The 26,950-nt window shown below is 47.5% G+C and carries 23 protein-coding genes; 7 read left to right on the top strand and 16 right to left on the bottom strand.

The window, feature by feature from the left end:
* Positions 1-143 precede the first annotated feature (143 nt).
* A complete protein-coding gene (locus tag ADU23_RS18935; protein WP_053375157.1) occupies positions 144-3,155 on the top strand; it encodes a hypothetical protein in 3,012 nt (1,003 codons plus the stop codon).
* 67 nt (positions 3,156-3,222) lie between these two features.
* On the opposite strand, the gene ADU23_RS18930 is transcribed toward ADU23_RS18935, so the two are convergent.
* The 7 genes from ADU23_RS18930 to ADU23_RS18900 form a co-directional block, all read right to left on the bottom strand.
* On the bottom strand, positions 3,223-3,753 hold the full coding sequence (locus tag ADU23_RS18930) for an acyltransferase (protein WP_053375156.1): 531 nt from the start codon (positions 3,751-3,753) through the stop codon (positions 3,223-3,225).
* 149 nt (positions 3,754-3,902) lie between these two features.
* Positions 3,903-4,871, bottom strand: a complete 969-nt coding sequence (locus ADU23_RS18925) for an ROK family protein (protein WP_082311146.1) — start codon at positions 4,869-4,871, stop codon at positions 3,903-3,905.
* An 18-nt stretch (positions 4,872-4,889) separates the two neighbouring features.
* The gene (locus tag ADU23_RS18920) at positions 4,890-5,561 is read right to left on the bottom strand and encodes an N-acetylmannosamine-6-phosphate 2-epimerase (RefSeq protein WP_053377716.1); all 672 of its coding nucleotides are present in this window, start codon (positions 5,559-5,561) and stop codon (positions 4,890-4,892) included.
* A 42-nt stretch (positions 5,562-5,603) separates the two neighbouring features.
* Complete coding sequence (locus ADU23_RS18915; RefSeq protein ID WP_053375155.1) at positions 5,604-6,527, bottom strand: dihydrodipicolinate synthase family protein; 924 nt, start codon at positions 6,525-6,527, stop codon at positions 5,604-5,606.
* A 53-nt stretch (positions 6,528-6,580) separates the two neighbouring features.
* Positions 6,581-7,468 carry a carbohydrate ABC transporter permease gene (locus tag ADU23_RS18910; RefSeq protein ID WP_231637486.1) on the bottom strand — a complete coding sequence of 296 codons (888 nt, stop codon included), beginning with the start codon at positions 7,466-7,468 and terminating at the stop codon, positions 6,581-6,583.
* Between the two features lie 12 nt (positions 7,469-7,480).
* Positions 7,481-8,377, bottom strand: a complete 897-nt coding sequence (locus ADU23_RS18905) for a carbohydrate ABC transporter permease (RefSeq protein WP_053375154.1) — start codon at positions 8,375-8,377, stop codon at positions 7,481-7,483.
* 78 nt (positions 8,378-8,455) lie between these two features.
* The gene (locus ADU23_RS18900; RefSeq protein ID WP_053375153.1) at positions 8,456-9,847 is read right to left on the bottom strand and encodes an ABC transporter substrate-binding protein; all 1,392 of its coding nucleotides are present in this window, start codon (positions 9,845-9,847) and stop codon (positions 8,456-8,458) included.
* 211 nt (positions 9,848-10,058) lie between these two features.
* Between ADU23_RS18900 and ADU23_RS18895 the strand changes: the two genes are divergently transcribed.
* The 4 genes from ADU23_RS18895 to ADU23_RS18880 are packed head-to-tail and all read left to right on the top strand — an operon-like array spanning position 10,059 to position 14,618.
* On the top strand, positions 10,059-11,720 hold the full coding sequence (locus ADU23_RS18895) for a response regulator transcription factor (RefSeq protein WP_053375152.1): 1,662 nt from the start codon (positions 10,059-10,061) through the stop codon (positions 11,718-11,720).
* 4 nt (positions 11,721-11,724) lie between these two features.
* Positions 11,725-13,530: a cache domain-containing sensor histidine kinase gene (locus ADU23_RS18890; RefSeq protein WP_053375151.1), complete on the top strand. Its 1,806-nt coding sequence runs from the start codon at positions 11,725-11,727 to the stop codon at positions 13,528-13,530.
* Between the two features lie 42 nt (positions 13,531-13,572).
* A complete protein-coding gene (locus ADU23_RS18885) occupies positions 13,573-13,926 on the top strand; it encodes a CidA/LrgA family protein (RefSeq protein WP_053375150.1) in 354 nt (117 codons plus the stop codon).
* Positions 13,923-14,618, top strand: a complete 696-nt coding sequence (locus ADU23_RS18880) for an LrgB family protein (protein ID WP_053375149.1) — start codon at positions 13,923-13,925, stop codon at positions 14,616-14,618. The genes ADU23_RS18885 and ADU23_RS18880 overlap by 4 nt, the downstream gene beginning before the upstream one ends.
* Before the next feature lie 47 nt (positions 14,619-14,665).
* Here the strand turns inward: ADU23_RS18880 and ADU23_RS18875 are convergent, their stop codons facing one another.
* From ADU23_RS18875 to ADU23_RS32210, 3 genes are all read right to left on the bottom strand, one after another.
* Complete coding sequence (locus tag ADU23_RS18875; RefSeq protein ID WP_053375148.1) at positions 14,666-15,106, bottom strand: YhcH/YjgK/YiaL family protein; 441 nt, start codon at positions 15,104-15,106, stop codon at positions 14,666-14,668.
* Between the two features lie 146 nt (positions 15,107-15,252).
* On the bottom strand, positions 15,253-15,573 hold the full coding sequence (locus ADU23_RS18870) for a hypothetical protein (RefSeq protein ID WP_053375147.1): 321 nt from the start codon (positions 15,571-15,573) through the stop codon (positions 15,253-15,255).
* A gap of 196 nt (positions 15,574-15,769) precedes the next feature.
* Positions 15,770-16,066, bottom strand: a complete 297-nt coding sequence (locus ADU23_RS32210; protein WP_082311308.1) for an ester cyclase — start codon at positions 16,064-16,066, stop codon at positions 15,770-15,772.
* 109 nt (positions 16,067-16,175) lie between these two features.
* Between ADU23_RS32210 and ADU23_RS18865 the strand changes: the two genes are divergently transcribed.
* A complete protein-coding gene (locus ADU23_RS18865; protein ID WP_053375146.1) occupies positions 16,176-16,988 on the top strand; it encodes an alpha/beta fold hydrolase in 813 nt (270 codons plus the stop codon).
* A gap of 344 nt (positions 16,989-17,332) precedes the next feature.
* Here ADU23_RS18865 and ADU23_RS18860 read toward each other — a convergent pair whose 3' ends face one another.
* The 4 genes from ADU23_RS18860 to ADU23_RS18845 all read right to left on the bottom strand — a co-directional run bounded on the left by ADU23_RS18860 (position 17,333) and on the right by ADU23_RS18845 (position 20,150).
* A complete protein-coding gene (locus tag ADU23_RS18860; protein ID WP_053375145.1) occupies positions 17,333-17,587 on the bottom strand; it encodes a hypothetical protein in 255 nt (84 codons plus the stop codon).
* A 111-nt stretch (positions 17,588-17,698) separates the two neighbouring features.
* On the bottom strand, positions 17,699-18,115 hold the full coding sequence (locus ADU23_RS33670; RefSeq protein WP_053375144.1) for a sensor histidine kinase: 417 nt from the start codon (positions 18,113-18,115) through the stop codon (positions 17,699-17,701).
* Between the two features lie 43 nt (positions 18,116-18,158).
* Complete coding sequence (locus ADU23_RS33665) at positions 18,159-18,977, bottom strand: HAMP domain-containing protein (RefSeq protein WP_053375143.1); 819 nt, start codon at positions 18,975-18,977, stop codon at positions 18,159-18,161.
* A gap of 213 nt (positions 18,978-19,190) precedes the next feature.
* Positions 19,191-20,150 carry a DMT family transporter gene (locus ADU23_RS18845; RefSeq protein WP_053375142.1) on the bottom strand — a complete coding sequence of 320 codons (960 nt, stop codon included), beginning with the start codon at positions 20,148-20,150 and terminating at the stop codon, positions 19,191-19,193.
* Positions 20,151-20,265: 115 nt separating this feature from the next.
* Between ADU23_RS18845 and ADU23_RS18840 the strand changes: the two genes are divergently transcribed.
* A complete protein-coding gene (locus ADU23_RS18840) occupies positions 20,266-21,693 on the top strand; it encodes an aminotransferase-like domain-containing protein (protein WP_053375141.1) in 1,428 nt (475 codons plus the stop codon).
* Positions 21,694-21,749: 56 nt separating this feature from the next.
* Here ADU23_RS18840 and ADU23_RS18835 read toward each other — a convergent pair whose 3' ends face one another.
* Together ADU23_RS18835 and ADU23_RS18830 are read right to left on the bottom strand one after the other, a co-directional pair.
* On the bottom strand, positions 21,750-25,856 hold the full coding sequence (locus tag ADU23_RS18835; RefSeq protein ID WP_053375140.1) for a beta-N-acetylglucosaminidase domain-containing protein: 4,107 nt from the start codon (positions 25,854-25,856) through the stop codon (positions 21,750-21,752).
* 221 nt (positions 25,857-26,077) lie between these two features.
* Positions 26,078-26,944, bottom strand: coding sequence for a carbohydrate ABC transporter permease (locus ADU23_RS18830; protein WP_053375139.1), 867 nt, complete (start codon positions 26,942-26,944; stop codon positions 26,078-26,080).
* Between the last annotated feature and the right edge of the window lie 6 nt (positions 26,945-26,950).

Here is a 26,950-nt window from a genome sequence, read left to right as displayed (position 1 = left end):
GGAAGGAAATGAGTCTATTTCCATCCCCGTTTGTAGGATGTTCGCCTCTTATTCCCTTTTTTATAAAAGGGTATGCTAGCAGCAATTAAGGAAATGATTTCAAATTTTCGATGATTGCATCCTATTTAGAGAGGTGAAATTAGGTGGCATTTGCTCAAAAAATCGTCGCTGCCGCACTCGCTTTTGCAGTCACGGCAACATTATGCAGCGGGCTGTCGTTAAGCGGCCAAACCACTATGAATGTGAAGCATGGATTCGCTGGTACGGCAAGTGCAGCCGAGGCAGCGCCCAAAGCGAATTTGCAGAAGCTTTACAGCATCCATAATTCGCTGTCCGCAGGCGATCCTGCCGATGTACAAGCTGTGAAGGAGCTGCGCGCGGAAATAGCTGAACTGAATGAGGCGGCTGATCAAGCGCTAATCGATCCCGTATGGAACAAGATCAAGCTCAAGCTTCCAGCCTACGTTGACCAAACGAAGCTGCGAACGAATCTTTTCCGATTCGTGAACGCGGTTCGCCTCTATTTATTAGATCCGCAAGAGAACGATTTGGACCAAATTCGCAGCGATCCCGAATTCCGCTCTTCGCTTCAGATCATTTCTTCTGCCGCCGGGCTGCCTAGCCTTACGATGGAGGATTTCCTCCTTTTCTTATTTGGGGACAGCGCCATCCGCCCGGGGCTTGAGGGCACGCTTCGCGAAACGCTGCGGAACAAGTCGCCATACGAGCTGGCAGAGCTGATCAACGACATGGGGAAATCAAAAGCTTTTCTCTATCAAGAGCTGTCAAAGGTGCTCGGACTTGCAGACAAGTATCAGGTTAGCAGAGTGCTGCGCAATCTTGGCGTGAAGGCGCAGGACGTAACGGATATGCTGAAAAATTTTGAAACGAAGCTTCAAAAGGATGATGCTTCCTTTGCTGCTATCGCCATCGCCTATATGCGCTCGGAAGCGGCGATACAGGCCTCTACTTCGCATGTGCCGGAGCAATATTTGGCCTATCGGTACATTTTGCAATTATTTGGCGCGTACGTTGCCCCATATGACGATCTGCTTCCCATTCAAATGGCGAAAATTTCGGGAAGTCCAGACATCCTAGTAAACGCCTTCAACTCGACATACATTGGCTCTGCCTCCCTCATGAACAACGTTAGAAGTGCGACGGCCATCGTTCAAGTTAAGCTGCTGCATCCTTTTGGGGGACCGGAGAAGGTTATTTTAGAGAAGGAGATCCGACTTGCATATCCGATTTCCGATTTTCCGAAGGAACCTTTTTTCGAGTCGGCCAACACGCTGCACGAGTCACTGCGTACGGCTGCTCCGGCAGACGCACAAGAGGTTCAAGCTTATTATGATGAACGCCAAGCGCTGGATGCTACTGCGGACCACAGCTTGATTGACCCGATATGGAATAAGATTGAGCGTTATTTGACCGCAGCCGTCGACAAGCAAAAAAACAAACGGTCTCTATTTCAACTGGTAAAGGAAGCAGGTCAATTAGCCTATTATGCCGATGCAAATGATTTGCAAGCGTTCCTTACGAATGCGGAATACGATCAAGCGCTGTTTGACTACCTGACTACTATTCAAACCAACCTCTATGCCGAGGATTTGATGATTTTCCTATATGGTGACGGTGCAGCGAGGAAAGGTGTTCAGCGTACACAACTGGAGCTGCTTGCTGGTAAAAGCCCGCAGGAGCTGCTCTCGCTTCTGTATGACCAAGATAAACGCGATTTGCTGCTGCGTTCGGCGATAAGCACCGTCATGAGCCAAACGGATGAGAACTATTACAGATTTAGTCAAGCACTCAGTAAGCTTGGTGTTACTTCTGATGATATTATGGCAGTCGTAGCGCAATTTCAGAGCAAGCTTGAACATAGCCAAACAGCTGCCAGCGCCATGCTGCTCGCTTATCTGCGTACGCATACGGTCGAAAAAGTAACAATGAGCACGGATGGCCGCCAGCACGACTATACGTTATCTACGCTTGGCAAAGATATGCCGAATGAGCTTCTTGTCTGGTCCAAAGCTTCCGGTAGCGACGCCATATCGGTATCTGCCGGGGGAACTGTTGTCCTCTCCAAAACTAACAGGGAGGGCGCTGCTGTTATTGTGGCAAAAGCATTGAATCCTATCGACGGATCGGCGAAAATCATTTTCCAGAATGAGGTGACTTTGACGGCAGCGGACACAGGAAGCTCTATTCCGCAGGCGCTGCTTGATCGGATTCAGAAGCTGCATGAGGCGATAGCTGCAGGTGACGCGGATGACATTCAGGCTCTGCGCAATCTGCAAGAGGAAATAGCCAGCCTAAACGATGCGAGCCATCTGGAGCTTATCAACCCTATTTGGAACAAGGTAAAATTGAAGCTGCCCGCATCTTCCGACGAAGCGAAGCTTAGGAGCAGCTTGTTCAATATGCTGAGGGCATTTGGTTCTTTCCATTACGATCCGCAGCTTTCGGAACTCGAAGCCATTGCCGCAAATGCGGAGTACCAAGAGCTTCTCAGCACGCTTGCAGCTGCCGGAGGAAATTCGAATGTTGCGTTCGAGGACTTGCTCTTGTTTATTTTCGGAGACGGCAACGAAATCAATGGGATAGAGGGCACAATAAGAGCGATACTCGCTGAGAAAAAACCGCAGGCATTGTCCGCTTTGCTGATCAATAAGGATGCCATGAACAAGGTGTTTAAAGAGGCGCTAGTGGAAGTATTGAATCAGAAGGATACTTACGCGTTAAGCGGGGCATTGTCTAACCTTGGCATCAAGCCCGCGAATGTTTGGTCTACCATTCTGAATGTCCAAAATACGCTGAAGACGGACGAGCCGGCATTATACGCCCTCATCACTGCTTATATCCGTATGGAAGCAGCGGAAACGGTGAAGATTACTTCCAATGGCAAAAAGCATCATTATACGCTTAAGGTAATCGGATTCGAGCTTCCGTCTCTCCCTTTTATTACGTGGAAAAAAATATCGGGCGCAGACGAGGTTACCGTAAATCCGAATGGAACCGTGACGATTCCGAACAAAGCGGACAGCGGCACTGCGGTCATTGGCGCGTATCTCATGCATTTTTTTGGCGGGGAGGATAAACTGATTTTCCAAAAGGAAGTAACGCTCGTAAATGATAAGAGTGCGGATTCACAATAATGTAAAAAAAAAGGCGAGCCTGCTTCCCTTAGTCCGGGAGGAAGACTCGCCTTTATGCATGAAACCGTTAATCCCGAACCCAGCCCTCTTCAATCTCCAGCTCGCGGATCACCTTAGCGGGGCTTCCCCCTGCAAGCACGTTGCTGGGTACGTTTTTGTTAACGGTGCTTTTAGCTGCGATAACCGAATTATCGCCGATCGTGACGCCAGGAAGAATGGTGCAGTCGGCTCCAATCCAGACATTGTTGCCAATCGTTATCTTTTTGCTAAGCTCGCCTTTATCGGCGCTATCCATGCGATGGTAATTGCTATCGAAAATGCTCGTTCTTGGACCTATTTTCACATGATCGCCTATCGTAATTTCCTTATTGGCTGCAATTCCAACGCCTGCATTAATATAGACATGATCCCCAATCGTTAGGTTTGCGCCCTTGGTGCTCGTAATTTGAACAGCCCATGGATGCCCAACGATGGAAAGGTTTCTACCGACCTCGATCGCACCTGTTCGATTAACAAACACTTTGCCGCGCAGCTTTGGAGCTGTTTTCCCGAATTTGTAGAGTCCTTTGAGCTTGTACAGTACAGTATTAAACCTCATATAAATCCTCCCACTCCACAAAAGTTCGCTTTTCGAATATTATATCAGAAATAATGACTAATTTATGTTAAAGTTATTCAAAATGAATAATTTATAATAAAATAAAAACGGATAGCCAATGGATTGACTACCCGCTTTTTAAGCTTCTATTAGGATTCCCCATATTCCCACACCTGCAAAGCCGCACCGATCATGCCGCATAAATTGCCGCGATAGGCAGCAGTAATCCGTACGCCCTCCATCATCGACGGCATCGACCGGCGGCTTACTTCATCCCTAATTCCTGCGAACAAACGCTCGCCCGCTTCAGCAACGCCGCCGCCGATTACGATGACTTCCGGATTAAACATATGGATGAGGGAAGCGATGGCAGAGCCTAGCGCAGCCACCGTCTCCTCCATTACCTCAGCGGCAAGCGGATCGCCCGCCTCCCACCTTGCGAACACTTCGCGTGCGTCTACATTTTCACTGAGGCGGCCGTTCATCTGGAGCTTTTCCTGCATCCGGCGGGCAATGTTCGTACCAGACGCATATTGCTCCAAGCAGCCCTTACCCCCGCATAAGCAAGGCCTGCCATTAAAATCGACTGACAGATGTCCAAGCTCGCCGGCTCCGCCCCATGAACCATGAACTAGGCGGCCGTCAACGACGATCGCTCCGCCCACTCCCGTTCCTAGAGCAAGACAAAGAAAATGGTCGACGCCCCGCGCCGCTCCAAGGTATTTCTCCGTCAGCGCAAGCACATTCACGTCATTATCTACAATGGTTGGCAGAAGAAATTGCTGCTGCACCATACGTTTCAGTTCTGTTCCTGCATAATGAGGAATAAGGTCGGAGGCAGAACGCACGCTGCCCTGCGCCCAATCGATTTGCCCGGCGCTGCCAATGCCGATGCCTTTAAGCTGGATGGCTGGCTGCTCTGCTTTCACCTCTGCCAGCAATTCCCGAACAGCCTGCAGCACACGGTCTGCTGTTTTGGCTTGCCCAGCCAAGGTGCTGAGGCTTAAAGTGTGCAGGACATCCCCTTTCGCGCTTACGACGCCGGCATTTATTTTTGTGCCCCCAATATCCACGCCAATGGCATACTCTGCTAGGGGATCAGACCATTGCAAATCCACAAGCTTCCCTCCTTCATCCTATCGCGTACGAAGCGCGCTGACATAACGCGCCGTAATCAGCTGCGGCCTTGTAATCGCACTGCCTACAACGACATAAGATGCTCCGGTATTTAGCGCTTTCGCCGCATCCTCCGGCGTCCAAATCCGTCCTTCCGCAACGACCGGAACGTTTACCGCTTTGCATAATTGCCCCAGCAATTCAAAATCCGGCGTTTCCTGCTGCGTACTGTACGGCGTATATCCCGAAAGGGTCGTGCCGATGAAGTCCGCGCCAAGCTCCTCGGCTGCAAGCCCTTCCTCAAGCGTAGAGATGTCAGCCATCACCGCTGCGCCATGTTCATGGGCATACTCGATCAATGCCTTTACGGTTTCCAACCGTCCTTCGCGGTTCGTCACGTCGAGCGCAACGATATCCGCTTTGGCGGCTACGATAGCCTTCACTTCTTCCAGCGTCGGTGTGATGAAGATCGCCGAGCCCGGCATATCCCGCTTAATGAGTCCGATGACCGGTACATCCACTTCCCGTTTAATCGCAACAATATCCGGTACGCCGTTCGTTCGAATGCCGATGGCGCCTGCGCTTACGGCAGCACGTGCCATTTTTGCCATCGCATCGCCGCCATGAAGCGGCTCCTGTTCGAGCGCCTGACAGGAAACGATCAGCCCTTGCTTCGGAAAAATATCATTCATTCGAGTCATATTGGCTTATTCCCTTTCCGAGTCAATCAATGTTTACGCTAAGCTCTTTGCTTGCGATATATCATTCAAGATTCTTTCGTTCAACAGTTCAATTCGGTCCATATCGGAAGCTGCAACAGGCAATAACGGCATTCTAGGCTCGCCTGTATCGAAGCCGCGCAGCTTCAATATCGCCTTGCATGCCCCATATAAGGACGGGAAGGACAGCAGCTCTACAATAAGCTCATTAACGATGAACTGCCACTTCTGTGCTTCCGCCATTTTGCCTTGTACGTAACATTGCTCTATCTTTAAGAACAGCTCCGGCATGACGCCATACGTACCGCCGATTCCCCCATCCGCGCCGATGCTCCGGCCAGCCAGATATTGCTCGTCTGGTCCATTTAATACGAGGAAGTCCTTGCCGCCGGCAGCCTTGAATTGCTGAAGCTCAAACGTGCTCTCAGCGGAGATCTTTACGCCAATCACTTTGCCTTGTGCCGCCATCTTGACGAGCAGTCCCTTCGATAGCTGAAAGCCCGTCGTTTGTGGAATATGATAAATAATAAACGGCAGCGATGTGCTGTCCACGATTGCCTGCCAATGCGCTTCGACGCTTTGCGGAGATAACCGGTAATAGATTGCCGGCACGGCCGACACGGCATGAGCGCCAGCTTGCTCCGCATGCTTCGCCAGCTCTACGCTGTCCCGCGTTGACGGCGCTCCGACATGGGCAATAATCGTAAGCTCTTGGCCTACCTCCGCAATGACCGCCTCCAGCATTTGCTTGCGCTCCTCCGTGGATTGCAGCATCCCCTCGCCTGAGCTGCCTCCCACATAAAGGCCGCTTACACCAGTTGAAGCGTAGTGCCGTGCCAGCTTCCGCGCCGCTTCTTTATTGATTTCGCCATGCTCGTTGTAGCTGGAATACATCGCGATTGTAATGCCTTTGAATCGATCCAAATCATATGGTTTCATCGTATAATAGCCTCCGTTATTAGATAATTTTGATATAGCAATCCCCGAAGCCCTTACCCCTTAACGGCTCCCATCGTAATGCCTTGCGTAAACGCCTTCTGGAATAAAAGGAAGATAGCGATCATGGGGATAGAGGCCAGTGCCGCGCCTGCCATCAAAAGCCCGTAGTTTGTCGTGAATTCGCCTCTAAGCGTTGCTACGCCTAGCGGAAGCGTCATCATTGAGGTGGACCTTGTCATAATGAGCTGGCTGAAATAATCATTCCATGACGTAATGAACGTAAAGATAGCAAGTGCGCCTAATGCTGGTTTTAGCAAAGGCAATATGATCGTTGTAAACAAGCGCAGCTCCGAGCACCCGTCGATCTTTGCTGCCTCGATCAGCTCGCCCGGTATCGTTTGGGCAAATTGCTTCATGAGAAACACGCCGAATGGCCAGCCGATCGCCGGTAAAATAAGTCCCTTATACGTGTTCACCCAGCCGAAATCGGCCAGCATCGTAAAGAGCGGCACCAAAATAACCTGTTTAGGCAGCGCCATTGCCGCCACGAACATCGTAAATATAACGACGCGGCCGGGGAATGATTTTTTGGCAAGCACATATCCGGCAAGCGATGAAACGACACAGATCGCAATCATCTCCAGCAAGGCAATTATGAAGCTGTTGAACATCCAGCGCTCCACCGGATTTTTGAACAGTTCCGTCCAGTTCTGCATCGTTGGCTTGAGCGGGAACCATTCTGGCGGAATGGTGGTCGCTACGGTCTGAAGCTTAAAGGAGCCGGAAACGACCCAATAGAAAGGAAAGATAAAAAATAGAGTAGCCAATATTAAAAGGATGCCAGCCAGCACTTTCGATACGGTAAAATCTTTTTTCCATGCGCTTTTTTTGTTTGGCTGCATCATCGTTGTTTTCATTTCTAATGAATGGTATGCACTCATGATGTCCCCCCCTTAGTACTCAACATCGCTGCCAAAGTATTTGAATTGAATAATGGAAATGATGCCAATGACGATTGCGAGTAAAACACCCATCGCGGAGGCGTTGCCGAAATGCCCGAGTACGAATGCTTGCTCATATACGCCATACATGACGGTTGATGTACTGTAAACGGGACCTCCCGAGGTAAGCAGCTGAATCAAAGCAAAACACTGGAACGTATTAATCGTCGTGATCACGATAATATACAAATTGGTAGGCATCAGCATCGGCCAAACAATTTTCCGGAAAATTTGCCAAGGCGTCGCGCGGTCAAGCTCCGCCGCTTCAATGTAGGAGGTTGGAATGTTGCCAAGCGATGCGACATACAGAATGATCGGCTGACCAACGGATGTCGTAATTAAAACGGCGATAATCGCGAGCAGCGCAGTCCTCGTGTCCCCAAGCCAAGAAATAGGCTCAGCGCCGAACAAGCTTGTCAGGTAATTGAGAATGCCGTAGTTCGGATGGTAGATCCAGCCCCATACGACCGTAATGCTGACGACAGAGGATACGGCCGGCAAGTAGAACACGCCTCGAAAGAAGGATCTCGCAAACTCTTTTTTCTTATAAATATTGACCGCTACAAATATAGAGAACACGATAACGATCGGTACGGTAATGACAACAAGCAGAAGCGTATTTCTCATCGATTTCAAAAATGTCTCGTTATGAACCAGCGAAATATAGTTGTCGAACCAAATAAAATTAAAGTCTCTCAACGAGTAATCAAAAAAGCTGATATAAATCCCTTTGACCATTGGATAAGCGACAAAGAGCAGAAAAAATCCAAACGCCGGCAGTAAAAAGATATAGCTCATCAGCCAATCGCGCAGCACATAACCTTTCGTTTTGCGGACGGTTGCCTCCATTTCCCTCTCCCCATTCTTCGATGTTTTAAAAAGAGCAGAGCACTCGCGCACTCTACTCTCTCATGGACGCCATGTTTTTTATTTTGCAGCTGCTTTTGCTTTGGCAATCGCTTCGTTCGCACTCTTGGCAAAGCTGTCCAAAGCTTCTTTGCCCGTAGCGCCGCCGATCAATGCCCGCTGCAATTCAGGGAACCAGAACGTACGGATATCGGCATAACCGTCTGCGATTGTTGGTGCATCCGTCGTGAATTTACGTGCATATTCCGCGTAAGTGTACTCTGGGTCGTTATACAGGCCAGTTACGGAATTACGAACGGATAGCCCGCCGGTTTGAATCAAGTTTTTCTTGCCGTATACCGCATCATTCGCGATGAAATCGATCAATTTTTTGGAAGCTGCAATTTTATCCTCATTGCCGTTGTTGAACACGGCCATGCCGCCAAGGTAAGGCTCAAGCTTAGGCTCGGAACCGTCCATTGTAGGGAACGGAAGCAACACATCTTCAAACTCGACCATTTTTTTGGATACGTTTTGCGCTTTAAGAACAGCGGAATAGTTCAGCGTGAAGGCAAGCTTGCCTTGCAGGAACAAATCGTTCACATCTGCCGCAGCAAGCGAGGCTGCGCCAGCGACGCTTAATTTATCATTGGTCGCTTGAACGATCCAATCCAGCGCCTTTGCGGCATTGTCTGTATTAATGGCTACTGCGGAATTATCTTCATTCAAAAATCTGGATATGCCTAGGTTAGCGATATATGCGCGTGTTCCTTGATCTCCAGCTTGGCTTTTGGCGAAAAACCCGGTTGGAATAACCTCCGGCGCTTTCTCTTTAACCGCTTGCAGCGCTTTCTTGTACTCGTCAAACGTCCAAGTTCTGTCCTCTTTGTTCAGCGGAAGCAGATCCAGCGCACCGATTTTCTCGAAAATCGTTTTATTGACAGCCATCATGAACGGCGCGGTATTAATCGGATACATATAAATTTGATCGCCTACGCTCGACTGCTTCCAGAAGGCTGGCGAAATATCATTTTTCACTTCATCGGTTACCATATCATTCAGCGGAGCAAGCAAGTCCTTTTTGCCCCAATCGATAATGCGTCCAGGTGCATCATAGATGACATCAGGCGCTGTATTGGATGCGATCGCGACATTCAGCTTCTCAGGGCCGCCTTCAAAGGTGATCATTTCTAAATTAACTTTAATTTCCGGGTTTTTCTCATTGAATGCGGCAATAATTTCTTTCTCATATTTGCCGACCTCTCCGTCCAGCGCTTGGAAAGTTGGGAAGTTCCACCACGTAATTTCAACGGGCTTGGCGGCTGCTTCGGTAGCAGCAGGCGTATCACTGGCTGTATTGCTAGGCGCATTTGTCGCATTCGTATTCGTGTTCGAGTTTCCGCAGGCTGCAAGCTGCATGCCTAGTAAAGCGACACCTACAATCGTCATAAGTCCTTTTTTCATAACCGTCATTCGAATACCCCCCATTATGTTTTGGAATAAAATGAGAACGTCTTATCCCTTGCGCTAATCATAAAACATTTGTAAATTTAGAAGAATCCCTTACGATTGACATTCATGGTCGTATTCTGACATGTTCCTTCTATCATTCTATTAGCATGTTATAATTCATTACATCTATCGAAGAAATCCACTATAGGCATATCCTTCAGGAGGGAATATCATGTTTAAACTAATGATTGTAGAGGATGAACCCATTATACGGTTGGGATTAAAACATTATTTTTCCTGGGAAGAGCTTGAGGTTCATTCCATTATTGAAGCAGAGAACGGAAAGGACGGTCTTGCGCTTGCTCTCCGAGAGAAGCCTGATCTCGTCATCACTGATATTCGGATGCCTGAGATGGACGGCCTTCAAATGATCGAGCAGATCCGCGTGACGCTGCCCGGTACGCTATTTATTATTTTGACAGGTTTTAATGATTTTGAATATGCGCAGCGCGCGATCCGCGCGGGCGGAGTCCATGCTTTTCTGCTCAAGCCACTAGAGTATGAGGAGAGTCTGGCAACCATAAAAGATGGCATGGAAATACTTAAGCAGAAGCGGCATGAGCAGCAAAGCCTGTCTATTTTGGAGACGGAGATGAAGCAAAGCTCGAAGCTCAGAGGGAGCGAGCTCGTGAAGCTTCTGCTTGAGGATGAGCATGCCGAGGTTGATGAATCTATGATCGGCGAGTTATGCGAATGGAAGTGCGACTCGTATGTATACCAGCCATTTGCATTAACATGGCTGCCGTTGCTGGAAGCGCATACGCAGCCTAGCAGCTGGGGCAGGCAGCAAGCCGAGGCGTTCCTATCGGATGCGGCACAAACTCTTTTTCCCTGCCCTATTCCGCGCCATATTCTCACCTATGCCTATAAAACGAAGCTCTATGGCATGATTGCGTTGCCAGCTAATAACGCTAGCGAAATCGAAGTCTCTATAGCCGGGAGCATACAGGATCAATTGGAGCCTATGCTAATTAGCGCTGGCAATAAGCACCAGACCTCCCTGTTCATGGCGTTAGGCAAGCTTACATCCGATTTATCCCAAATGAATAAGCTGCTGCATCAAACGGATAAAGCGCTGTATGAGCGTTTTTATGAGGCAGGCCGCTGCGTATTCCTTGCAGACCGCTTGGGAGACGCTTCCCTATCAACCAAAGCAGCCCTTATCCAGCTGGATGAAAATGACCGTAAACGGATCGTTGCCTGCTTGGAAAGCGGCAATAAACTAGAGACCGAGCTGCTCATGCAGCGGCTGGCCCATGCGGTTTTGAGTAAAACTTCCTCTGCTTCTTATGAAAAAGCGCTTGCTTATTTACAAGAATTAATCAGCGTTACGATTCGATTTGCCCATAAAAACGGCATTCATATTGAAGGCGTCTATAGCGAAAAGCTTTTGAACCTTACATTCGTGGACGATTTCCCAACGCTTGAAGCACTTTTTGAGTGGCTGGGCAGATGGATGGTGCATTTGGGGCTCGTTTATACAGAAGGGTTAACGCAGCACCACCAACAGGATGTCATCATCTTTGAGCATATCGAGTCCTTCATCAAGCAAAATATCGATCAAGAGATTACGCTGCAAATGGTTGCTGACCGCTTCTTCTACAATCCCTCATATTTGAGCCGGCTGTTCAAGCGGAAGCTCGACAAAAACTACATGCGCTTCGTCACCGAGATTCGCATTCAATTTGCGCAGGAATGCTTGAGGAAGCCGGACTATTTGATCACTGATGTGTGTACGATGTGCGGCTATAAGAGCTATAAGCATTTTGTCAAAACGTTTAGAAGCATTACGAATATGACACCGACCGATTACAGAAAACAATCAGGATGGTGACCCCGTGAGAAAATTAGGCAGGTCCACCTACCAATACCGAATGAAGCATGTCAATCATCAAATTTTTGTGCTCATGGTTTTAACAATCACCATTCCACTGCTCGTCATATCGGCAATCATTTACATATTTTCAAATCAGGCCGTCAAAAACGAATATCAAAGCAGCTCCAATCTTATTCTCAACAATCTCTCCTTTAATATTGACCAGTATTTGCAAAGCATCGAGAAAGGCACGCTTAATGCCCAAATGGATAGCCGGCTTCAAATTGCGCTTGAGCATTGGACGAACAGCAAAGACAATACGGGCAACGACCAGAGCATTCAATACGGCAATACGATTGAGCATTTCATCAGCTCGATCGAAATGACGATTAAAAATGTCGACAGCGTGCAGATTTATGCGGGCTCCCGCGTCTTTTATTCCGCAAATTTCAACCGTGCCGATTACGACTTTAAAGACTTCACCAAAGAGGATTGGTATATTCAGACTCAGCAGAAAAAAGGCGGCGTCATCCTCTTTGGCAGCCATATTCCTTTTCACCGAACCAACTCCAAGGAGCCGGTGATCTCCATCGCGAGGGTGATCAACAAGGTCGGCAGCAAGCAGCCGTTAGGCGTCATGCTCATCGACATTCGCCTCGATTCTTTGCGGGAAATCTTGAAGTTATCCGAGACGAGCAAACGCAATTTCATTATTATCGATGATAAAGGCGGCATCACTTACCATTCCGATGCAAACGCAGACATTAACACATCCGTTTCTTTAGAGGATAATACGCTCCGAACCTTTTTGGAGGAAGACTCCGGCAGCTTTTATGCCCATGTAGCCGATACCAAGTCTTATATCAATTTTGTAACCTCTGGTTATTCGAATTGGAAGGTCATCCAGTATATCGCGGAGAAGGAGATGACAAAGCAAGCCGCTATACTTGGAAAAATCATTTTAACGTTAGCCATTCTATCGCTTGGCACTGCCATTTTGTTCATGTACATCTTGTCGGAGCGCGTAACAAAGCCGATTATTTTATTGAGCAGGCAGGTCAAAATGGTCGGCATGGGCAAATTTGATGTTGATCTAAGCAGTGACCGTCAGGATGAGTTCGGCGTTCTGTATCAAGGCATCCGCAAAATGGTCGAGGATCTGCAAAACTATATTGAACGATCTTCAATGGCGAAGGCTCAGCAAAAGGTCGCACAGTTTGGCGCGCTAAAGAGCCAAATCAATCCGCATTTTCTTGCAAATGTGCTGGAGTCCATCCAGATGAAGGCGGTCATAAACGGGCAGCGCGATATTGGCGAGATGGTCGGTACTGTCGGGCGGCTGTTTCGAATCCATATTCAAACCGGCAAGGATACGGTAACGCTTAAGGAGGAGCTGGAGCACATCCGTCTGTATGTCAAAATACAACAGCTGCGCTTCGGGGATAAAATTCAATATATCGAGCGGTTAGCGCCAAATAGCGAAACCGTTCAGGTGATGCATTTCTCGCTGCAGCCTTTGATCGAGAACGCCATCGTGCATGGCTTGGAACGCCGCAGCGGCCCCGGTCAGCTTGAAGTATCCTCACTTCGCTCCGGCAATGAGATGCTGATTATGATCAAAGATAACGGCGTCGGCATAAGTGAGGAGCAGCTAAAGCAGCTCCGATACCGTCTCTCTCAGCCGTCAGACACGCTCGACGAGGCGCATATAGGAATCAAGAACGTGCATGATCGCATTCTGTTTTATTTTGGGGAGCAATACGGACTTGAGATTGACAGCCAGCTGGGGGAAGGAACGACCATTAGCATCCGGCTGCCGGCAAATTAACTTTACTTGCGCTTGAAGCATTTTCAAAAAAAAGGAGACATTATGTTAGGATTCGCTATATTACTAGCCTTTAATTTGCTGGGAAGCTGGCTTCATCTGAGCCTTCACATCCCGTTGCCCGGCAATGTCATCGGTCTTATTCTTTTTCTCGTCGCGTTATTTACGAAGTTAATCAAGCTGGAGTGGGTGGAGCAGGCAGCAGGCTGGCTAACTGGGCATATGATGCTGTTTTTTATTCCATTTTTGGTAGGGACGATGGTTTTTTTCCCGCTGATCGGATCCAATTGGCTGTCGATTGGAATAGGCGTTATCGGGAGCGCTGTAGCCTCCCTTCTGGCAACCGGGTTCGTTACGGCTAAGCTGCTGAGAAAAGAAACACAAGGCGGTGCGGAATGAATCTGCAAGCATGGATCAATCAGCCGTTATTTGGCATTACGCTTAGCGTTGCCGCCTATGCCGCCGCACAGCTCATCCATCTTCGGTGGCGCTGGCTGCACCCGCTTTTTCTATGCTCGGGGTTCATTATTCTGCTTCTGCTTAGCTTTCACATTCCCTATGAAACCTACAAAGCAGGCGGAGATGTCCTTACCCTCCTGCTCGGACCCGCGACAGTGGCGCTCGGCGTGCCGATATACAAAAACGTTGGACTGATCAAAAAACATTTCATCAGCATTCTAATCGCGATAACCGTCGGCTCGCTTACGAGCATCGCAAGCGCCGCCGCTCTTGTTGCCCTGCTCGGCGGCAGCCGTGAAATCTTGCTGAGCATGCTTCCAAAGTCGGTGAGCTCCCCTATTGCGTTAGAAATTTCACGCCAGCTGGGAGGACTGCCTGAGCTAACTGCCGTATTAACCGTCCTTACCGGACTTTTTGGCAGCATGTTCGGAAAGAAGCTGTTAACCTCGCTTCGGCTGACAAATGGCATTGCGATTGGCGTTGCCATCGGCACCTCCTCACATGGCATCGGTACGGCAAAGCTCCTTCGAGATTCCGAAATGCAAGGCAGCATGAGCGGCTTTGCGATGGGCGTAGCTGGCATCGTGACCTCCCTCCTGTTCATCCCGATATATTGGTGGATGTCGAACTGAACAAATAACAAGAGCCGCGTCCCAGTACTGGGTGCGGCTCTTTCTTGTTAAGCTTCGATTTTATAGACGATTTTTCTCACCGTTTGTTCAGCCTGCTCATGAGCTCCCACCAAATGTGTGTCCTCAGGAAAACAAATGAGGAAGTAGCCTGGCTCTAAGTAACCTTTGAAGGCATGCCCCGCTGATGCATCGCCGAATTGAATATCATGCTCCGGATCGTACTCCGTCAAATCGGAAAGCCGCTCAACATCGCTTACCTCCACGTACTCTCTTCCCTCTAGAACGACATGAATATCGATAAACTTCCGATGCGCTTCGAATCGTTTTTCCCCTTTGGGGACCGTCGTAAATAAAAGGCTGTTCTTTTTAAAATCATTTGTTTCGGCCGCTTCACCGTGCAGATTATGGCTCATATCCGCAACAGCCTTCATTAATCGAACGTTAGGAAAAGCATACAGCCCTGCATTCGTGATTTTATCATAGATCATTTCGCCACAGCCCCATTTATTATGATTTATTTTCATTGTAGCTAAGAGAGACGTGTGCTGTCCAAATAAGAATGGAATGATTCAATGAAAATAAGCTATCTAATGGAACGTTTTAGCGTTCTAAAGATGGCTTATTTGGTGTCACTCTAATCATGGGTTATTAGATGGCTTTCTAGCTTACCATCTTTGCCGAATTTCAATTTGAGCAGACTGTCGTCAACTCCCAGACCCGCTCTCCCCAAGTAATATACAAATTCATGATTGGGTTCTTCGATCTTTTGCTCCGGTTCGCCTAATAAGCTTATAATTTCGCTCTCCGTTTTATCTTTCAACTCGCCTCTATTAATTAGATGATCTACCATACTATTTCTTTGCTCAGGTTCATCTTTCCATACTTCCGCGCTGAATTGTTTTTGACACGAACAAAGAAATAATAAAACTAACAAGGACAGCAATATCCTCTTCATCTTCTGCACCTCTATATTTCCGGAAATTTGATATAGATTTAAGCTAGTAAAACATAAGTTGCATCTGTTCCTCAAGCGAAAGAGCTTGCTTCTTTTTTCTAATGCCAAATAGCTTGAACATTCTCTTCTCCCCTTTAAGCTTTAGTGCTCAAACCTCCGCCCCTAACCTTAAACGTATTTATCATCCAATTAGTTTCTAAAATTTACCTTGGGCTAAACAATAAATAGGTGAACATCTTGTAAAAAAAACGCTTGATCCCGCGTGCTCGGTGGAATTGCCCGTAGGCGCTGTTCCAAAAAATATGCCTTTATGCGTACCCTTCACAATCATCCTTGATATGACCTTCTCCCCTTGTGCGATCATCTCTTCTACTGTGTAATGTTTATCGGGAAAAGAAGCTGATATTCGGCTTGCACATTGTTTCAGGCCTTCTTTGGATTGATAAGAAAATAAACAAAAGCCAGAGCCTAGCTTTGCCCGGAAATAAAACATTGCTGAATTATTTTTCAAAAAATAATTGCTGCTGTGTCGATTTTGCCGTCAATCGTTCGTCGTCTTAGTAAAGGCTCATACTCAGCGGCATTAGCAAAGGAGATATAACATGTACACAATAAAATCAAAAGACGGCACGAAGATTGCTTACGACAAAGCTGGTCAAGGGCCAGCGCTTATTTTGGTAGCAGGCGCGTTTAGCTACCGGAAATTTCCCGGACAGGTTCAGCTGGCTAATTTGTTGTCAGAGCGCTTCACGGTCTATAACTACGACCGCCGCGGACGCGGAGATAGCGGAGATACACAGCCCTATGCCATAGAACGGGAGATTGAAGATCTTCAAGCCATCATGAATGAAGCCGGAGGCTCGGCTTATGTTTGGGGGTTGTCATCAGGGGCGGCACTTGCGCTGCAGGCAGCAGCGAGCGGCTTAAATATAACGAAATTAGCGCTGCATGAGCCTCCATTTGTGGTCGATGCTGCGGATCGAAAGCCGCCGAAAGATTTCGTCAATCACGTTACGAAGCTTATCGCCGCTGATCAACGGGCTGAAGCTATCAACTATTTTATGACCAAGGGCATGGGCGCTCCATCATTCGTTATTGGTTTAATGCGCATTATGCCGGGAGTTTGGGCTAGGCTTATGGCCGTTGCCCACACGCTCCCTTACGATGCGGCATTATTGGATGGGTATATGGACGGTAAGCCGCTGCCAGCAAACTTGTGGAGCACTGTTAACATGCCTACGCTGGTGCTCGAAGGTACAGAAAGCCCCGCAGCGCTGCGTCACGCTGCTCAGGCACTGGCAGAGGTGCTCCCCAAAGCAAAGCTGCTGAGCAAAAAAGGACTTGGCCATACCAAAAAGCTCAATTCAAAGCTAATTTCATCGGAGCTTGTATCATTTTTTGTGGGCAACCATTAAATCTCATCACAGTAAACGTCAAATAAGGCTGCTACGTAACAACGTCGTCAGCCTTGGCACGTGATTTTTTACGCTTGTTTCTGCTTTTTGATCATTACTGCTAAACTGGACTCTATCACAGACCCATCCTCATTATCGAAATCCAGGTTCCACTGGCAAGCCTGCTCCAATCCGAGCCACAACTCTCCGGCATAGATGGCATTAGGCGCGACTGAAGCTTGAATCCACTCGTTGCCTAACGAGAGGTAAGCCGGACAGTATTAGAGACGTAAAATTGCAGCCATTGCCGTAAATCAGCTTTTGGTTTTTCATTTATATGTACCTCTTGCTAATCATTTTTTATTCTATGTACTCTTATTTCTTTTTAAAGAAAGCCTATGAAGGACGAGCGGAGTGAGTGCAAATAAGATGCCTATAACAATAAAAACGGTACCGTAAGTATGTAAGTGGTAGTCAGTAGCAGGAATAAATAGCCAGCTAAATTTATAGATCCCCATACTGCCATCGTAGCTTCTAGCACTAAATGTATAGGTAGAATAACCTTGATACATAAAGTATACGGCAGCTAAAAATAATAACACCCTTCCGAACAGCTTCAAATCGATTCCTCCTGCAGCATCGTATTATTGAACAAACTACATATTCTCATAAACGTTAAAAAATAGAATAATGTTGCTTCTTTTTTAGTTTTAAAATTCAACATTATTTAATTAGTCCGCTCGATCACTTGCTTTAGAAATAGGCAATTTAATAATAAACGAGCTTCCTTTATGGAGGCTGCTCCATACATCGACACTGCCATTATGCTCATGCAATATCCATTTTGCTATCGATAATCCAAGACCGGTTCCCGGCGTATTTCCTCTTGAAGGATCAGCGCGATAAAATCGTTCGAATATATGGGATACTTCAGTGGCATCCATGCCAATACCACTATCCATGATGTTGAATAGAATCTCATCCTCTGTCGTTGATAGCTTAAACTCAACCAACCCTCCCTTAGTGAATTTAAAAGCATTATCAAGAAAAATAAAAAAGAGCTGCTGTACGTAATCTTTATCGCCAGCAATATTAAGGTTCTCAATCGACTCCAGATTTTCAACCTTAAAAATAACCGATTTAGGCATTAAGTGTGCCGTTCTTACAACTGTCTCTATGATTGGCTTAATCTCAAAGCGCTCTTTCTTTATTCGTAGATTCGCATCCGCTCTTTAATTCATGCGAGGCATCCGCTACAAAGCGACGTTGGTTTAAAAATGATCTGTCTAGTTCAGCGTACATCGTTTGAATGCGTTCAAGCATTCCATTGATCGTCGTACCTAAGAGACTGACCTCGTCTCCCTTATGATGAAAGCGCACTCTTTTACCCAAATCCTCACTGCTTTGAATTTGCTTCGTCTCCTCGATCAGCGAGTAGATCGGTTTTAAAGATTGTTTGGCAGATAACCAACCGATATATGATGCTATGGCTACTATAAATAACGATAATGAAAAAAGAAGCCATCGCAAAATAGTGAAAAATTTGTTTATGACACCTATATGATAAGCGGTCTGTAAAACCCCAATTACATTTCCTTCAACCATTAATGGGTCATTGTATATGATAAAAAGTGAATTTTCGATTTTTGCCGTAACGAAGTAGCCTTGCTTTCTCTCTTCAAGATTCGTATGGGAATAGGGCAGCTCTGCGTTTCCTAGGTTTCTTGATCTCATTTTATTGCCATTCATCAGATTTATAACCTGTACATACATGCCTGACTGCACCGTATCGAAATCATCTACTTGTACTAATAAATGCCAGCCTGTCGGATCAATTTTCAGTTTGTATTTCACATATTCCTGAAAGGTTTCCGTTTGCTCTTTGAGCGAAGACTTCAGATCAATAAAGATGTAGAACTGCAAAAAGCTATACAAGGCTATACAAAAAACGAGTAATGCGGCTGCCAAAATACCTGCGTAAAATAAAGTCAACCTCAAACGGATCGTCATAACGTCCTCCATTTGTTTTTCCTTTATTATCCACATGATTACTTAAGAGAGCCTTAACTGAACATAAAAATCTTTTCGATATCGCTGGATCTTTTCTTCTTGGGGTTAGCTATAGCTAATTTCAGCTTTCGGAGGCCCAGAAGCTCATTAGATGGGACGGGAGAAATAGAGCTAGCTTCTAGCTCTATTTTCAGAAACCGGCGGTTCAGAGGCTCATTTCGATGGGTGGATTATCCCGTGTGCATCAGCCTTTCTAGCGGGCATCATGTCTGCCGTCCCCCTCTTACACAGCAATAACTTCAAGCTGTCCAGATTGGCAAAAACGGTTCCCGTGATTATCGTAAACACCCCTATTATCGATAACCAGCTAATGGTCTCTCCATATAATAAAAACCCTAGCACGAGGGCAATCGTCGGTGAAACATAAAACCAAGTTGCCGGGAATATGGGATTTGTTTTGGCAATAAGCCAGTAGAACAGGCTGTGTCCAACCATTGACCCGATAACGATTAAGTAGAGCAAAGACCCGATTGCTTTGGTCGTTAACATGCTCTGGATGTCCACTTGTTCTGTGACCGATGACAAAATAAGCAGCAGCAAGCCTCCCCAAATCATCTGAGCCGCGTTAAGCGCTATGGGCGATGCTTGCGGGAAGCGTTGAATGACTCGTTTCGAATAAAGGGTACCCGATGCATAGAAGAGCTGTCCGAATAAAATCGCGACGCAGCCGATCATCCATCCTAAATCAGCGGATAATGTAAGGCGCGGCAGCAGCAATAAGACGATTCCAGCAAATCCTAAAACGCTTCCGAATACGGAGCGTGCCGACGTCTTTTGCCGCAAGACAAGTACTTGCAGCACGAGAATAATCATAGGCGCGGTAGCTGATAAAACGGCGGCGATACCGGATGAGACATACTGCTCGGCCCAGTACAAAGTCGAGAAGGTACCGAACGTCAGCCCGATTCCCGTTAGCAGCATTTCTTTGTGAAAGAGCAGAGCAAAGCTAGCTTTCTTGTTCCAAGCCAGCCATAGGAACACAAGCAGGCCTGCTGCGAAAAACCGTATTCCCGCTGAGAAGAAAGGCGGTGTTGAAGCATCGACTCCTATCTTGATGGCTAAAAACGTCGTGCCAAAAATAAAACAAATAAGCAAATAGTTAAATATAATCATGGATGTTCCCCCTCTTGCTACGTATTATACAAGGCAGGGAATAGAACAGATGCGGGTTAGCAGAACAGATGAAGTGGACATCATATATAATAAGCTTTATGAGGGGGGAGAAATAATGAAGAAGTCACAGTCATCCACGAATGAGAACAAGCTGCTTTTCAGACAAGCTTACGATTACATCGCGACCAAGATCGAGCGTGGAGAGCTGAAGGCTCATGACAAGCTCCCTTCGATTAGGCTGCTCGCCCAAGACCTTAAGGTACACCGGCTGACGGTGCTTCGAGCCTATCAGCTGCTTAAGCAAAACGAGAAGGTTTATGTAAAAGAAAAATCAGGTTATTATGTGAGCCCGGATCAACCGGAGCCTGTTCTATACGAGGAGCAACTGGAGATAAGTCCAATCATCTCTTCCGGCCACTTAAAAAACGCCTTGTCAGAAATCCAGCAGATACCTGCCGTATACCAGTTCTCCCAATCGCTTATTGATCCGAATTTGCTGCCGAATCTATATCTATCCGACTATGTTAAAAAAGTTTTTGACATCTATCCAAAATTAATGGGAACATACGCAAGCGTACAAGGGGACGAAGAGCTGCGCGTGTTCTTATGCCGCTACTTGATGCAATACCACAGCTTTGAACTGACACCAAACGATCTGTTGATTACGACCGGGGGCCAGCAAGCTATTGATTTAATTTCCCGAATGTACATCAAACCGATGGATTTCATCTTGGTCGAGAGACCTACCTATAGCGCTGCGCTCGATATTTTCCTCCGACAAGGGGCTAGGTTTCTCCCTGTCGACATTTACCCGAGCGGCTATGATTTGGAGAAAGTTGAAATGCTCATGCAAAAATATCGGCCCCGTATTTTTTATATGAATCCTACCTTTCATAACCCGACAGGATATACGGTTCCTGCCGCCCAGCGCAAGCAGCTTGTCGAGCTGGCGGAGCGGTATCGGTGTTTACTAGTCGAAGACGACGCGATTCATGAAATGTATTTTGATCAGCCGCCGCCTCAGCCCTTCTTTTCTTACGACACAGATGGCTGGGTAGTCTATCTCCGCAGCTTCAGCAAGTATGTGGCGCCTGGACTGCGCATTTGTGCCGTTATATGCCGTCCATCCGTCATGAAACCGTTAATTACCGCAAAGTCATTGGCTGATAACGGAACGCCGCTCGTCAATCAGAAAATATTTTTACATTACTTCCAGTCCGAGCGGATGACGCAGCACTTCGACAAACTGCGTATCGCCCTCCAAATACGAAAAGAAATCGTTGAGAAGGAATTGTCCGCTTCCGGATGGAGCTGGGTTAGTCCAAATGGAGGCTTTAATTTGTGGCTTAAGCTTCCCGATACGCTTCCCGTGGAAGAGCTTTTGAACGAAAGCATCCGGCAATCCATCTCCTTTATTCCGGGTATAATCTGCGATCCGCATAGAGAGATGCGGTCTTGGATTCGCTTAAGCTATTCCTTCGTAAGTGAAGGACAATTGCGGGAAGGAGTCAGACGACTCGTAGAAATCTCTCAGCGATACTAGGGTAAAACAAAAAAGGAGCATTCCCCTAACAGAATGCTCCTTCACTCTCTAACCTGTTACTCTAAAATCCTCCGTGCTGCCAGCGCCAAATCGTCAATATTGATTATACCGTCGTTTGTTAGATCCGCATGCTTCACTTGCGCCCAGTCCAAACTGCTCGTATCCTTGCCGTAATTTGCCGCAACAATGGCAAGATCGCCGATCGACACTTTTCCATCATTGTTCACGTCACCCGGAATGCCAACAGGAGCTGCGGTTACTTGAATACGGTAGGCTGCGCCTGCTGCCTCCTTCTCCGCCCCCTCTTCATCTCCCATAACTATTTTGGATGCTATAATCCAGCTTTCTGTCGTTTGTGCCACCGTTTTGGCTTTGAAGGACAGCTCTAATAGCTGTGCATCGCCCTTGATCGCATTCGCGGGCCCTTCGCTGACCATTAGCAGCCGGATTTGACCAGGCGTATGCTTTGCCGCGTCCAGCAGTGCAACGCCTTCTTTCAGCGACTTTGAGGACACAAATTCCAGCGTATTCACGTCATAATCCAGCGTAATGTCAAGCGCGTAGACGCTGTCAGCCACACTCTTTAGACCAAGCCGGACACCAAAGGTTTGGCCTCCCGCAGCTGATCCGGCACCCGTTAACTCCGAATGCGTCCCTTCTGGAACAACGACTTCACCATCCCGCTTCACAGGGATCATTTCATGAATCTTTGGTTTTACGGCTCCGTCCCACGTAAGCTTCACCTCCAGCACATTTTCGTACTTTGCTGTGTCAATGACGTTGAACGATTGCGTTAAAGCGCCTGCTTGATGCCACCCTTTCAAGTCTCTTATCGAAACCTCCGCATTCGAACCTCCGAGCGGGCTTTGCATAATAATAACCTTGCTTAGCACCGTTTCATTCGATAGCTTGTAGTTCAAAGCACCTGCCCCCGCACCTGCCACCGGAGTATAGAAGGTTGACAGCTTATGATCGATTGCAGCTTCCGCTTCATTGCCTAAGCTCCCTTGCGGGCTTGCTTGAATGGAAGGATTCTCCCGTCCCGTATTTGGCAAGCCCTCATTGACGATGATTTCATTAAGCGCTAGCCACGAGGAGTCATTTACGGTAGAGATTAGCCTGATATATCTAGCTGGTTTGTTATCCACTTGAACACGCTTATAGCGGTATGGAACCTCATGCTCAGGAAAATTCAGGCTGCGATCATTCGGATTGTTAAAGCTATGAATCGTTTCCCAATTTTGGCCGTCTACCGAAAGCTGCAGATCACCCTTGCGAAAATAATCCCCTTCTCCGTCGCCGATGACAACCGCTGCGTTCTGTACACGGACGATTCCGCCCAAATCGACTTGCACGTATTTGCCAAGCCTCTGTTCGCCGCCGAACCAAACTTTATTTTCCAATTTCCCATTAAAAATATCTTGCAGCGAGCCTTGGTAGACGCTCTCGTAATTATGGGTGACAACCGGCTCGGAAAACTTATTCAGCCTGACCGTTAGCCTGCTTAATTCAAATGGAATAGGATCATCCCCTTTGTTTATTAACCTTATATAAGCGGCATTATTATACGGGCCTCCCGCGGTTGCTTCGCTCCATTCCACGCCGTTTACCGATAATTCAAGCACGGCTTGTAACGCTGTGCCTTCAAAGGTAATATCCGATATTTTCGCAATTGAAGGCAGCTTTATGCCTACGTATTGAGAAGGCTCCAGCGTCAATTGGCCAATGCTGTTTAGCTCGGCGGATGCATCGGCAGCAATAACAGCCTTTTGCTTCAGCGCCTCCACATTCGTATAGATGGCTGCCTTCCCTTTATCCGCATTTACCGTAAATTCTCTAACCGCTGTCCACAAGTCGGGCTTTCCGCCGGGAATTCCTGCATGCGTCAACCGATACCGGACATATCTAGCTTCCAGATCAAGCTCATTCGCCGTAATGCCAAAGCCTGATCTTTCCTCGCCAATTGCCGTCCAGGCTTGATTGTCATTCGAATATTCAAGAATGCCTCTCTGAAAAATATCATGATCCGTATCCGTTCTGCCCTGCGTAATCGCAATATCTTGTACTTTAATCGTCTTGCCAAAATCGATCCCGTACCAATCGCCGTTTTTTTGCAGCGTTTGGAAATAGATCGATGTGCTGCTGTCTCCATCAATCATCTGATTTAGTCCAGCTGGCGAGCCGTACGAGCTCACAGGAAGCGGTATAACAAATGCAGGGTCAATCGCCGTGTAAATTTGCGCATCCAGTTTGCTGAGTAATTGCTCGGCAAAAGGAACGAGCCGCTTCGCGCCCGCTTCTACCGTTACATCGGGGTAGTTTAATTTTTTGATCTTCATCTTCTTCGATTCGGATAAGGCATTCGTCGCTTTTGCAAGTCCTTCCCACGCGGCGCCCAGCTCACCCTTTTGAAGCGAAATAGCGGATTGCGCCGCATATTTGCTTGATTCAGCGACATAGCGCAGGCTGCTCAGCCACGGGTCAATTTCCTCGACCATGCTCGGGTTTTGGCTTTTTTCTCTGAACGACTCGATGGCTTGCAGCACATGCTCAAATTCAGCAATCAAGGTCTGCCCAACCCCTTCAACCGATTGCCCGCCCGCAAACCGGCTTGAAAATTGCTCAAGCTCAGCCTTTATATTTTCCGACTCCCCCACCTGCAAACCATGCCCGCTTGGCGATGGATCGCTTAGATGGTAAGCGATCGCATTAAGCTCGGATGCAGCCTCAGGCGCAACATAATCAAAGGAATTTATCCAGCTTTCATCGCTGTTAAAATCATCCACGTTCCACGTATAATCGGCAACGGCGAATAACGCTATTTTTGACAGCTCCGCATGCCCCATCGGATTGGATACGACGCCTGAAATATTATGCGTGCCTGGGCTTAGTACTTCCCCTTTGCCCAGCATCAGTCTCGAATCCTTATAATCATTAACCGGCCAGTTCAACCACACATAAGGGTCTCTGCCATGGGCATCCTTCGGCCACTGCATATCGGCCGTATTTACCGTGCCCACGACGCCTCTCCCGGTCCACATGATCTCCACGTTTTGCGGAACGCCGCGCAGTGCTTGAAGATAAGGCTTGCCCGATTCTCCCGTCCAGCCCTGATTGTAAAATGGCGGGCAATAGATCAACGATTTGACATCGCCCTTCGCTGTGACCCACTTGGCGACATCCGTAATCAGCTTCACATGTTTGTCCTTGTCCGCCAGCGATTGCGCCGTACTTATATCGTCCATAAACAGGCCGAATTGGCGCACGCCAACGCTGTAAAGCTGATCGAGCTTATTAAGCAGCGTTTGCAGCTCCGCGTCATAATTGTTCCAATTGATCATGTTGAAGCCGGGATGAATCGCCCATACAAACTGCGTTTTGGATTCGTGTCCGACATCAACAAGCTCTTTGATTTTCGCTAATTCAGCTGCCGGATACAGCGTTCTCCAAGCGGAGTTATGATACTTATCGTCCTTTGGCGCGAAAATATACGAATTCATTTTGACCGTGCCGCCAAAGCGCATTAAGCTGATCCGGTCCTCATGCGACCATGGAAATCCGTAGAAGCCTTCGATAAACCCCCTCCACTTCGCATCGGAATAATCCTCGTATTTTACCGTTTGAATGCTCTTCCCCGGCATTTGGTCAAAAATCATCTTTAAAGTAGCAAGCGCATAATAAGCGGCGTCCGTGCTTGCCCCGAGTATCGCGATGCTGCCGGCTTGCGCGGGCTTCTTGTCGATATCCAATACGTAAGCGTCATTTTTGCTAAAAATAGCAGCATCATACTTCACATGTTGATCGAAGTAGGCGTTTACGATTCCACCCGAATTTCGGACGCCGATGAGCACATTCGTCTGACCTGGCACCGCCGAATCCGACCGTGTCGCCTCAATCGATTTTGATGAGAGAATGCTCTCAATCAGATGAGTCGTTGCAGCATCAATTTCACTTTCGATAACGAGATTCACCTCATCCGTAATCGTAAAGCTTCCTCCGTAGTAGCTCTCATTGTGAGGCAGCGGATATACTTCATAGGTACCCTCGCCGCTTCCGCTTTGCAGCTTGCCCTCATCCGATTGTGCAGCGAAGCTCACCAGGTTAGAAAATACCGTTGTCAGCATAAAAAGCGCAAGCCATAGGCTAATCGTCTTTCTTGACATCTTATCCTTACCTCCCTTGTTTTTCACTAATCACGTGCCGCTTCAAACGAATGCCCACATTTGGGCATAGCAAAAAAAACCTCCTTCATGAACGCCGGAGATCTGGTTGCGAGTATCCCTAGAGGTCATTGGGGCGATTCTATCGCCTCCAATGTCTCTCTGCTGATTCTGCGGATGTGTATGAACACTTTGGAATGAGCGGAATGGGCGGCAGCGCTCCGTTAGCCTTTTAGAGCGCCCGCCGTAAGTCCGCCCGTAATTTGCCGTTGATAGAGAACATACATAACGATGACCGGGATCATCGAGATCGCTAATCCCGCGAATAAAGGACCCCATTCCGTCCTGTACTGCATCTCCGCCTGCATAATCGCAATGCCGACAGGGACGGTATATTTCTCGGGATCATTGATTAAAACCGTCGCCATAATATATTCATTCCAGACGGTTAAAGCGTTCATGATGCCAACGGTCACCAGTCCCGGCTTCGATAACGGAAGCATAATGCGGAAGAAAATGCCGTAATTCGTGCAGCCATCAATGGTTGCCGCCTCTTCCAGCTCCTTCGGAAGCGTCTTGTAGAAGCCTACCAAGAAGAAGATGGCGAATGGCAGAATACCGATTGTACCGACCGAATATACGATCATAAGCCCAAACAATGAATTCGACAAATGCAGATCGCTTAGCAGAAAAAATAACGGGATTAATCCGAGCGTGGTCGGGATCATCATCGAGGCGACATAAACAAAATATAGCGTCCCTTTTCCCTTAAACCTATATCGAGCCAATATGTAAGCCGTCGTAGCGGCCATTACCAATGACACGATCATGCTGCCGACTGTGACCATAATCGAATTGAAGAAGTAATCACCAAAATGCGCCCGGCTCCACACATCCGCGTAATTTTTAAAGTGAAAAAACGTTGGAATATCCCATGGCTTGCCCTGCATGACCTGTTTGTTATCCTTCAATGAGGTTAAAAATGTCCACATAACCGGATAGAGGACAAGCAAAGACCAAAGCAGTAATAAAATGCGAACGACCGATTTGGATAGGGTTAGCAGCGGCTTTTTGGTTGCAAGCTCATTCATTTGTTC

Origin of the sequence: Paenibacillus sp. FJAT-27812 (assembly GCF_001273905.1) — a bacterium.
Lineage (GTDB): Bacteria > Bacillota > Bacilli > Paenibacillales > Paenibacillaceae > Pristimantibacillus.
This window is presented reverse-complemented; position numbering and strand designations above follow the sequence as displayed.

What these genes read in the sequence shown, in the direction of transcription:
- ADU23_RS18930 (WP_053375156.1), bottom strand. Translation starts at nt 3,753, where the DNA reads ATGAGGTTTAATACTGTACTGTACAAGCTCAAAGGACTCTACAAATTC.
- ADU23_RS18920 (WP_053377716.1), bottom strand. Translation starts at nt 5,561, where the DNA reads ATGAATGATATTTTTCCGAAGCAAGGGCTGATCGTTTCCTGTCAGGCG.
- ADU23_RS18915 (WP_053375155.1), bottom strand. Translation starts at nt 6,527, where the DNA reads ATGAAACCATATGATTTGGATCGATTCAAAGGCATTACAATCGCGATG.
- ADU23_RS18910 (WP_231637486.1), bottom strand. Translation starts at nt 7,468, where the DNA reads ATGAGTGCATACCATTCATTAGAAATGAAAACAACGATGATGCAGCCA.
- ADU23_RS18905 (WP_053375154.1), bottom strand. Translation starts at nt 8,377, where the DNA reads ATGGAGGCAACCGTCCGCAAAACGAAAGGTTATGTGCTGCGCGATTGG.
- ADU23_RS18900 (WP_053375153.1), bottom strand. Translation starts at nt 9,847, where the DNA reads ATGACGGTTATGAAAAAAGGACTTATGACGATTGTAGGTGTCGCTTTA.
- ADU23_RS18895 (WP_053375152.1), top strand. Translation starts at nt 10,059, where the DNA reads ATGTTTAAACTAATGATTGTAGAGGATGAACCCATTATACGGTTGGGA.
- ADU23_RS18885 (WP_053375150.1), top strand. Translation starts at nt 13,573, where the DNA reads ATGTTAGGATTCGCTATATTACTAGCCTTTAATTTGCTGGGAAGCTGG.
- ADU23_RS18880 (WP_053375149.1), top strand. Translation starts at nt 13,923, where the DNA reads ATGAATCTGCAAGCATGGATCAATCAGCCGTTATTTGGCATTACGCTT.
- ADU23_RS18875 (WP_053375148.1), bottom strand. Translation starts at nt 15,106, where the DNA reads ATGATCTATGATAAAATCACGAATGCAGGGCTGTATGCTTTTCCTAAC.
- ADU23_RS18870 (WP_053375147.1), bottom strand. Translation starts at nt 15,573, where the DNA reads ATGAAGAGGATATTGCTGTCCTTGTTAGTTTTATTATTTCTTTGTTCG.
- ADU23_RS32210 (WP_082311308.1), bottom strand. Translation starts at nt 16,066, where the DNA reads ATGTTTTATTTCCGGGCAAAGCTAGGCTCTGGCTTTTGTTTATTTTCT.
- ADU23_RS18865 (WP_053375146.1), top strand. Translation starts at nt 16,176, where the DNA reads ATGTACACAATAAAATCAAAAGACGGCACGAAGATTGCTTACGACAAA.
- ADU23_RS33670 (WP_053375144.1), bottom strand. Translation starts at nt 18,115, where the DNA reads ATGCCTAAATCGGTTATTTTTAAGGTTGAAAATCTGGAGTCGATTGAG.
- ADU23_RS33665 (WP_053375143.1), bottom strand. Translation starts at nt 18,977, where the DNA reads ATGACGATCCGTTTGAGGTTGACTTTATTTTACGCAGGTATTTTGGCA.
- ADU23_RS18845 (WP_053375142.1), bottom strand. Translation starts at nt 20,150, where the DNA reads ATGATTATATTTAACTATTTGCTTATTTGTTTTATTTTTGGCACGACG.
- ADU23_RS18840 (WP_053375141.1), top strand. Translation starts at nt 20,266, where the DNA reads ATGAAGAAGTCACAGTCATCCACGAATGAGAACAAGCTGCTTTTCAGA.
- ADU23_RS18835 (WP_053375140.1), bottom strand. Translation starts at nt 25,856, where the DNA reads ATGTCAAGAAAGACGATTAGCCTATGGCTTGCGCTTTTTATGCTGACA.
- ADU23_RS18830 (WP_053375139.1), bottom strand. Translation starts at nt 26,944, where the DNA reads ATGAATGAGCTTGCAACCAAAAAGCCGCTGCTAACCCTATCCAAATCG.